Annotated in this window: 6 protein-coding genes; 4 read left to right on the forward strand and 2 right to left on the reverse strand. The window is 65.3% G+C overall.

The features are described 5' to 3' along the window. On the reverse strand, positions 1 to 306 hold a 306-nt coding region (locus NTW26_09670), incomplete at its 3' end, for a hypothetical protein (protein ID MCX7022521.1). A gap of 331 nt (positions 307 to 637) precedes the next feature. On the opposite strand from NTW26_09670, the gene NTW26_09675 reads away from it, so the two are divergent. The 3 genes from NTW26_09675 to NTW26_09685 all read left to right on the forward strand — a co-directional run bounded on the left by NTW26_09675 (position 638) and on the right by NTW26_09685 (position 6,029). Further along, positions 638 to 3,109: a PBP1A family penicillin-binding protein gene (locus NTW26_09675; protein MCX7022522.1), complete on the forward strand. Its 2,472-nt coding sequence runs from the start codon at positions 638 to 640 to the stop codon at positions 3,107 to 3,109. 203 nt (positions 3,110 to 3,312) lie between these two features. Continuing rightward, positions 3,313 to 4,449 carry an NlpC/P60 family protein gene (locus NTW26_09680; protein ID MCX7022523.1) on the forward strand — a complete coding sequence of 379 codons (1,137 nt, stop codon included), beginning with the start codon at positions 3,313 to 3,315 and terminating at the stop codon, positions 4,447 to 4,449. Further along, a complete protein-coding gene (locus NTW26_09685; protein ID MCX7022524.1) occupies positions 4,446 to 6,029 on the forward strand; it encodes an O-antigen ligase family protein in 1,584 nt (527 codons plus the stop codon). The genes NTW26_09680 and NTW26_09685 overlap by 4 nt, the downstream gene beginning before the upstream one ends. A 46-nt stretch (positions 6,030 to 6,075) precedes the next feature. Here the strand turns inward: NTW26_09685 and NTW26_09690 are convergent, their stop codons facing one another. Further along, positions 6,076 to 6,270, reverse strand: a complete 195-nt coding sequence (locus tag NTW26_09690; GenBank protein MCX7022525.1) for a hypothetical protein — start codon at positions 6,268 to 6,270, stop codon at positions 6,076 to 6,078. Between the two features lie 53 nt (positions 6,271 to 6,323). Between NTW26_09690 and ileS the strand changes: the two genes are divergently transcribed. Next, on the forward strand, positions 6,324 to 8,772 hold a 2,449-nt coding region (gene ileS / locus NTW26_09695; protein ID MCX7022526.1), incomplete at its 3' end, for an isoleucine--tRNA ligase.

Here is an 8,772-nt window from a genome sequence, read left to right on the forward strand (position 1 = left end):
TCCCCAGCCGGCGATGACCCCCGAACGCCAGAGCGCCTCCACGGGGTCCGGATGCCAGGGTGCCGGGGACTCGGCGGTTTCTACTTCCGGTTCGGGTTCGGCGGTTTCGGTCGTCGTCGCGGATTCGGTGGTTTCAGTCCCCGGTTCGGACTCCACCGCTTCACCAGCCGGTGTGGACAGGACGAAATCCGACTCCCCTTCGGTTGGGGCCGTTTCGTCGTCGGGGACGGGGGGCTCTTCGGCCGCCAGGACCACGAGGAACGGTCCCGCGAGGAGAAAAAGAATTAAACTGAACGGACGGGTCAAGGGGGCTCCGGGCTCGGTCGCCGGACGGGTTTCGTGGACGTAAGTGCCTTTATTTTAAATAAAATCCGCCTAAAGGTCAAGGCGCGGCCTTCGGGATATGTGCTACATTTTCAACTTGTTGCGCGATTTCTTTTCACTACCGGATGCCGCGCTGATAGAATCGCCCCGGGCGCCGGTCGCTCCGTGTTGAACCGGGGGCGTTACACGGGGTATAATCGGGGGGTCGCAACGGGGAAAAGCGGTGCAAGGTGGGTCGTAGGATAGACGTCCGGCCGTGCGGTTTCGTTCGCCGTTTCCCCGATCCGTCAAACTACCAACCGTTCGAGGACCGATGGGTTCCGTAAAAGCCAAGCACGCCAGGGCCGATGTGTTAACCCGGATCGGCGGGTGGTTTCACCGCCTGTTCCAGCGCCCCGTGCCCGAAACCCTGGAGAGCGGTCTCGACCGTCCGGGGGTGGAGGCGAAATCCAGGGCCCGCGACCATGCGGGTGCGTTCTCCTGGCGGTTGGCCTGGATAACCGTTGTCGTCTCCAGCTTCTTCATCCTGGGGTTGGGGCTCGGTCTGGTGCACGCCTTCTCCGGCGGGTTGCCGAAAATCACCGGGCTGTGGCAGTTCGAGAGCTATCTGCCCACCGAGGTTTACGACGACAACGGCGAGCTGATCGCCACCTTCCTCGTCGAGCGACGTTACGTCGTGCCGATGAGCGAGTTACCGGACAACCTGGTCCAGGCCACCCTGGCCATCGAGGACCAGCGCTTCTACGATCACTGGGGAATCAATTTATGGCGCACCGCCAAGGCCGCGCTCATTGACGTGATGGCCGGCGAGAAGCGCCAGGGCGCCTCGACCATCACCCAGCAGTTGGCGCGAAACTACTTCCTCACCCTGGAGAAGAGCTGGGTGCGCAAAATCCGCGAGGCCATCCTCGCGGTCCAGATCGAAAAAGCCTACACCAAGGACGAGATACTCTACTTCTACCTGAACCAGATCTACTATGGGCACGGGTGCTACGGGGTGGAGGCCACCTCGCGGTTCTTCTTCGGCAAGCACGCGCGGGACCTGAGCCTGCCCGAGGCGGCGCTCATCGCCGGGCTGCCCCAGAACCCCGGCGGCTACTCGCCGTACTACCACCCCGAGCAGGCCAAGCTGCGGCGCAACACGGTCCTTCTGATGATGGCCGACGCGGGGTTCATCACCGAGGAGGAGCGGTCCTGGGCGGCGGCGCAGCCCATCGAGCTGGCCCAGCGGCGCCGCACCCAATCGTCGGCCCCCTACTTCGTCGAGTACATCCGCTCCGAGCTGGAGAAGGAGTACGGCTCCAACGCCGTCTATCAGGCCGGGATGAAGGTCTACACCACCCTGGACCTCCGGATGCAGGAGCTGGCCGAGAAGCACGTGGCTCAGGGGCTGGAGAGGGTTCAGGAGCGCTGGGGCTACAAGCCTTACCCCCGCAAGGACAATCTCAAGATAGAGGACCTGGAGCTGGGGCAGATCCGCTCCGGGATAGTCACCAAGCGCGACGACGAGTTCGCCTACGTGGACCTGGGCGGCGGCATCACCGGCCGCATTGACATCACCCCCCTCTACTGGCACTGGCCCAATCCTCCCGAGGTGGAGATTCAGGAGGGCGCCGAGATAGCGGTCAAGGTGACCAGCCTGGTGCGCTCCACGGGCCGGGTCGAGCTGTCCCTGGAGAAGAAGCCCTACCCACAGGCGGCGCTGGTCTCCATAGACCCTCGAACGGGCTTCATCAAGGCCATGGTGGGAGGGTCGGACTACGACGAGAGCCAGTTCAACCGGGCCGTGTACGCCCGCCGGCAGCCCGGCTCGGCCTTCAAGGTTTTCGTCTACACCGCCGCCATAGACAACGGCTACACCGCCGCCGACACCCTCCTGGACAAGCCCTTCGTGGTCAACGCCGACGGCGTGGTCTGGGCCCCGCACAACTACTCCATGGGATCCTCGGGCAAGCCGATGACCATCCGCACCGCCATCGCCATGTCCATCAACCTGGTGGCGGCGCGACTGATTCTGGAGTTGGGCATCGAGCCGGTGCGCACTTACGCCGAACGCATGGGCATCCGCACCCCCATCGCCCACACCTACTCCATCGCCCTGGGTTCCTCCGAGGTCACCCCCCTGGACATGGCCAGCGCCTTCGGCACCTTCGCCACCTTGGGCGTCCACGTCGAGCCCACGGCGATAAAGCTCATCAAGGACCGCGACGGCAACGTCATCAAGGAGAACATCCCCCGGGCGGAGGTGGTCCTGCGGCGGGAGACCGCCTTCATCATGCGCTCCATGTTGCAGGGCACCACGACGGGCGGCACCGCGGTCCGCGCCGGTCGCACCCTTAAACGCCCCTGCGCCGGCAAGACCGGAACCACCAACGAGGCCGGAGACTGCTGGTTCATCGGCTTCGTCCCCCAGCTCTGCACCTCGGTATGGGTCGGCTTCGACGACCACACCTCCCTGGGCTACGGCGCCACCGGCGAGTCCCACGCCGTACCCCTCTGGAGCGATTACATGGCCGACGTGCTCCAGACCTACCCCGTTGAGGAGTTCTCCGTGCCCGAGGGGCTGAAGCTACAGCGTTACGTGGTCTGCGGCGATTCGGGGCTTCTGGCCAACCCCGAATGCCCGAAAAAGATAGGCGAGGATTTTATTGACGGGACCGCGCCCACGGCGTACTGCGACCTGCACGGCCCGGGGTCGCGGGACTTCATCGCCCACGACGCCGCCTTGTCCGCCGGCGAGGCCGTCCCCGAGTACGGTTACAGGTACGACGAGAAGCCGAAGTAGGCCGGACTTGGTGGAGAGGTTGGAAGACCCTGCGTGTGGCCTGAATACCGCGGGGGATGTGGATTGGGCCTGACTCTGGTCGATTTGTGCGAGGCGACCGTTCGAGGTGGACGCGGTGATTATGGCGTCCGACCCGCCGGAGCGGGCGACCGGGTTTTTTCCCGGTTGCGGCGGGCCCGCGAGGCCGACGTCTGAGGAGCTGCATGCGCTTGTTCCGGGACGCCGCCTTCCCCGCGAACAAGTTCGAGGCCCCCGTGGGCGACGGCCTGGTGGCGCGTCTGCGTGCCGCCCAGAACTCCATAGACCCCGCCGTGACCCGGGTCGTGGTGGACCTGGAGGCCGGCGTCTCGGGCTACACGGTGGGCGTCACCGGCGCGGCGCCCTCCTGGTCGGTCAACCTCACCTTCATCCCCGCCGGTGATGTCGTTGCGGTGGAGCCCGAGGCCCGGCTCATCGAGGAGGAAACCCTCGAGCCGCACGCACTCTCCGGAGAGGAGCCGCCCCCGGAGGAGACCCTCGTTTTCGCCGCCAGCCCCACCCCGGTGCGCGAATCCCCGTCCGAGAACGCCCGCCGGGTGAGCGAGGGACTGGCCGGGGAACAGGTCGAGGCCGTGGCCGAGCTGGGCGGCTGGCGCCTAGTCATCCTCACCGAGCAGGACGGCCTGGCCGGGTGGGTGCCCTCCTCCTCCATCGTCACCGAGGGGAAGGTGGAGCGCGACGACGGCACCGTGCGGGCGGTGCCCAATCCACGCACCCCTCCCCCCGGCACGCCGCAGACCCCCCAGCCGAACCAGGCCCCGCTGCGCACCGAGGCCAGCGAAGGTTCCGCCATCATCGCCCATCTATCCGCCGACACCTCTTTCCAGGCGTACCGCCGTCGCGAGGGCTGGTACTTCGTCCGGCTCGAGGACGGCCGCGCCGGGTGGGTCGCCGCGCGGTACGTCGAGCTCGAGACCGCCGGTCCCGGTGAGGCCTGGCGTCAAGCCGTCGTGGCCTCCGCCGAGAGCTATCTGGGCTCGCCCTACGTCTGGGGCGGCACCTCGAGCTCGGGCTTCGACTGCTCCGGCCTCGTGTGGCGCGTCTACAAGCAGAACAGTATAGAAGTTCCCCGCACCGCCGGTCCCCAGTACCGCGAGGGACGGCGCGTCACCCGCGGCGAGCTCATGCCCGGGGACCTGGTTTTCTTCTCCACCTACTCAGCCGGCCCCAGCCACGTCGGCATATACGCCGGGAACGACCGCTTCATCCAGGCCGACTCTTCCGACGGCGTCCGATACTCCGACCTGGACGGCGTGTACTGGCGTGACCACATCTACGGCTACTCCCGCTGGACGCCGTGAGCGAGATCGAACTCAGTCACCGCCACCCCATCCAACGCTTCTCCGGCTGGGCCGGCCTGGCCCTTATATGCGTCCTGGTAGGCGTCACATTCACCTACTTCGCCTACACCTACCGGTTCATCATCGGTCTGTTGGCCTCGGCGGCCCTGATAGCGCCCGTCGTGCTTTTTCTCGTCTTCGCCCACGAGAAGGCGAGGCTGTGGTGGGCGAGGATTATGGTCGCCCTCATGCCCCTCGGTCTTCTTTTCCGGTTAGGCAACGACGAGTTCTACATCACACCCGCGCTCTTCATGTTCCTCATCAACCTTTTCGTGATAGTTCTCGACAAGCTGCAGGGATACGAGGGGGAGAAGCCTAAACCCACGCCGCTCGCCAAGCCGCTGGGCATCTGGCTGTTCACGATCGTCTTCTCCACCGTCGTCAGCCGGTACGCCGTCCACGGGTTGCTCGATCTCATCCCCCTCCTTCTGGCCTCCACGGTCTACGTCTACGTCCGCCTCTACATCCGCGACGAGCGGGAGCTCGAGAGCCTGATAAAGGCTTTCACCGTGGGGGCCTGCTTCTCCCTCGGCTCGGGGTACTTCGAGCTTGCGAAGGGCGTGACCTACACGGCGGACCTGAGCCACGAGAGCCAGTCCGTAACGATGTACTCGGACGTGTTCCGGGTTGACGGGAGCTTCTACGGACCCAACTCCTTCGTCTACTTCAGCGCGTCCTGCGCCCTTTTGTACAGCGTCATGTTCTTCTACTGGCGGAACTGGCGCTGGAAGATATTCTCGCTCGTCCTGGCGATTTCAGGAGCGGTGCTCTCCATCTTCACCTACTCCCGAAGCGGCGTCGTCGGTTTGGCGGCGGGAATGGGATTTCTCATACTGGCGCTCGTGCCTCCCAAAAAGCGCAGGAAGCTCTACCTGATCCTCATCCCCCTCGCGCTGGCGGTGGCCGCCGGTGTCTTGATACCGGTAATGGGGGCCCAGTCCAGGGGGACGGGGCTCGTTGACCCCCAGGAGCTTCAGCAGTCGACGGTGACCGCGGACTCGGCGGGGCAGGTGGCGGACGTGATTTCTTCGCTTGCCAGGCCGATAATGTGGTACTGGTCGTTCGAGTTCTGGAAGACGAGCCCGATATGGGGCATCGGCCACTCGAACTTCGAGGGGTATTTCAATCTGGTGATGCCCGATATGTTCCGCATGTTCGGGTTTTACCCAAGGCACCCCCACAACATCTTCATCTATGCGCTTCTCTCGACGGGGCTCATCGGGCTCGGTTGTCTTATAGTCATCCTCGTCAAGCTGGTCAAGTTCACATTTTCAGGCATACGGCACCGGGGGACGTTCATCGGCTACCTATCCATCGCCCTCGCCAGCATCTGGCTTCTCACCTTCATCCAGGGGATGGTAGACGCGGTCTTCGTCCTCCCTCTGACCCTGCCGTTGGCCGGGTTCTTCTTCTTCTTCCTGGCGTCCTCCACCTTCGTGATGGACGCGGTGAAGGAGCGGCACGCCCGGGAGAAGATGGGCCCCAGCAGTCTGCCCGCGGATGGGTCCAGCCCTTCCGGGATGGATGAGCCATCCGGGTAAACCGCTTGACAACGCAGCCCGTCCCCTGCTAGCGTATCCACTACTTTTACGGCTTCGCCGTCGCAGGTACGCCGAGGGCGTTACTCTGTTTTGCTGGGGCATTACTCGGTTTGCCGGGGGCATAGCTCGGTTCGCCGGGGGCGCAGCTCGGTTCGCCGGGGGCATAGCTCGGTTCGCCGGGGGCGTAGCTCGCTTCGCTCGGTTCGCTCGTTTCCGCGTGCGAGTAAGTTTGGTAAGACAAGGGGAGACAAGGGGTTTAAACCCCTTGTTCCACCCCTTGCCTCAAAGGGTGCGATGATGGCGGAACATGGTTCCTCCGGGACAACCTACAAGGACTCGCTCAACCTGCCGGTCAGCGATTTCCCCATGCGGGCCGGCCTGCCTTTAAGGGAGCCGGAAAGACTGGCCCGCTGGGAGGAGCAGGGTATTTACGCGCTGCTGCGGGAGAAGGCGGAAGGGAAGCCCCCCTACATCCTCCACGACGGACCGCCGTACGCCAACGGCGAGGTTCACGCAGGAACCGCGCTGAACAAGATTTTGAAGGACGTTATCGTCAAGTACAAGACGATGCGCGGCTTCAGCGCCCCGTACGTGCCCGGCTGGGACTGCCACGGCATGCCCATCGAGCATAAGGTGTCTCAGAAGTTGGGCGCGAAATTCCGCGAGATGTCCACCCTCGACGTGCGCCGGGAGTGCGGAAAATTCGCGCTCGCGTTCGTGGACACCATGCGAACCCAGTTCAAGCGCCTGGGCGTCTTCGGCCTCTGGGAAAAGCCCTACCTGACCCTGGACCGCGATTACGAGGCCACGGTGCTCGACGCCTTCCGGGGGCTGGTGGAGAAGGGCTACGTGTATAAGGGGCTCCGCCCGGTGTTCTGGTGCGCCACGTGCGAGACGGCGCTGGCCGACGCCGAGGTGGAGTACGCCGACCACGCGAGCCACTCCATCTACGTCCGCTTCCCGGTGGTTCGCGACCCGGACGGCGTCTTCTCCGGGAACCTCGACGGCGCCGGCGCCCTCATCTGGACCACCACCCCCTGGACCCTGCCGGCCAACGTCGCGGTCGCGGTCAACCCCCTCCTCCCCTACCTGGTGGTGGAACATTCGGGCGAGCGCTACCTCATCGCCGAAGGGCGGAGCGGAGAGGTCTGCCAAGACCTGGGGTGGAGCGACGTCAAGAAGCTGCGTACGTTCAAGGGCGAGGAACTGCTGAACCTGGTTTGCCGCCACCCGTTCCTGGAACGGGATTCTGTCTTCGTGCCCACCGATTACGTGACCCTGGAGCAGGGCACGGGGCTGGTCCACACCGCTCCGGGGCACGGGGCCGAGGATTTCGCGACCGGCCGGGAGTTCAACCTGCCGGTGCTGGTTCCGGTGGATCACGCCGGACGCTTCACCGACGAGGTCCCCCTCTGGGCCGGCATGAACGTCTTCGAGGCCAACGCACCCATCCTCGAGCACATGCAAGCCTCGGGCTCGCTCCTCTTCGCCGGGAAGCTCGTTCACTCCTACCCCCACTGCTGGCGCTGCAAGGAGCCGGTGATATTCCGCGCCACCGAGCAGTGGTTTTTGGACGTGGACCACGACGACTTGCGGAAGCGGTGCCTGGAGGTGGTGGGGCGGGTCGAATGGATCCCGGTCTGGGGACGAGAGCGCATGGCCAGCATGCTCGAGCTGCGCCCGGACTGGTGCCTCTCCCGCCAGCGGAGGTGGGGGGTGCCGATTCCCGGCCTCTACTGCACCGTGTGCGGCGAGCTCGTGCTGGACGCGCGGGTGGCCGCCCTGGCCCGGGATCTGGTGGCCGAGAAGGGCTCGGACGCCTGGTTCACCGAACCCATCGAGAGCCTGGTCCCCCCGGGCCTGGTCTGTCCGAAGTGCGGCGCCGGGGGATTCAGGCGCGAGACCGACATCCTCGACGTCTGGTTCGAGAGCGGGGTGAGCCACCTCGCCGTCCTCAAACGCGCCCAAGACGGCCTCGTCTGGCCCGCGGATATGTACCTGGAGGGGAGCGACCAGTACCGCGGCTGGTTCCAGGTTTCGCTCCTGACCAGCATGGCCCTGAAGGGTGAGCCGCCCTACAGCCGGGTGATGACGCACGGGTGGGTGCTGGACGCCCTAGGCCGGGCGATGCACAAGAGCCTCGGCAACGCCATCCTGCCCGACACCGTCATCGCGGAGTACGGCGCCGACATCCTGCGCTTGTGGGCCGCGTCGGCCGATTACAAGAGCGACATAAGCCTGGGGGACGAGATACTCAAGCGCAACACCGACGCCTACCGCCGCATCCGCAACACCTGGCGCTTCCTCCTCGGCAACCTCCACGACTTCGACCCCGCCGTGCACACCGTGGATGCATCCGGGCTCTTCGAAATAGACCGCTGGGCGCTGCACCGGCTGGCCGAGGTGACGGACAGGGTGACGAAGGCTTACGAGAGCCTGGAATTTTACCGGGTGTACCACCTCGTCTACAACTTCTGCACGGTGGACCTGTCCGCGGTGTACCTGGACGTGCTGAAAGACCGGCTGTACTGCTCGGCCGCGGATTCGCCCAAACGCCGGGCGGCCCAGACGGCCCTCTTCATCATCGCCGACACGCTGGCCCGGCTGACGGCGCCGATTCTCGCCTTCACCGCCGAGGAGCTCTGGGAGCAGTTGCCCGGCAAGCGCGAGGCGTCGGTCCATCTGGCCGACTGGCCCGACCGACGGCACGCCGTTTCCGCCTGGCTCGACGACGAGCTGGGTC

The organism is bacterium, assembly GCA_026398675.1.
GTDB lineage: Bacteria > RBG-13-66-14 > RBG-13-66-14 > RBG-13-66-14 > RBG-13-66-14 > RBG-13-66-14.

What these genes read in the sequence shown, in the direction of transcription:
- NTW26_09675 (MCX7022522.1), top strand. Translation starts at nt 638, where the DNA reads ATGGGTTCCGTAAAAGCCAAGCACGCCAGGGCCGATGTGTTAACCCGG.
- NTW26_09680 (MCX7022523.1), top strand. Translation starts at nt 3,313, where the DNA reads ATGCGCTTGTTCCGGGACGCCGCCTTCCCCGCGAACAAGTTCGAGGCC.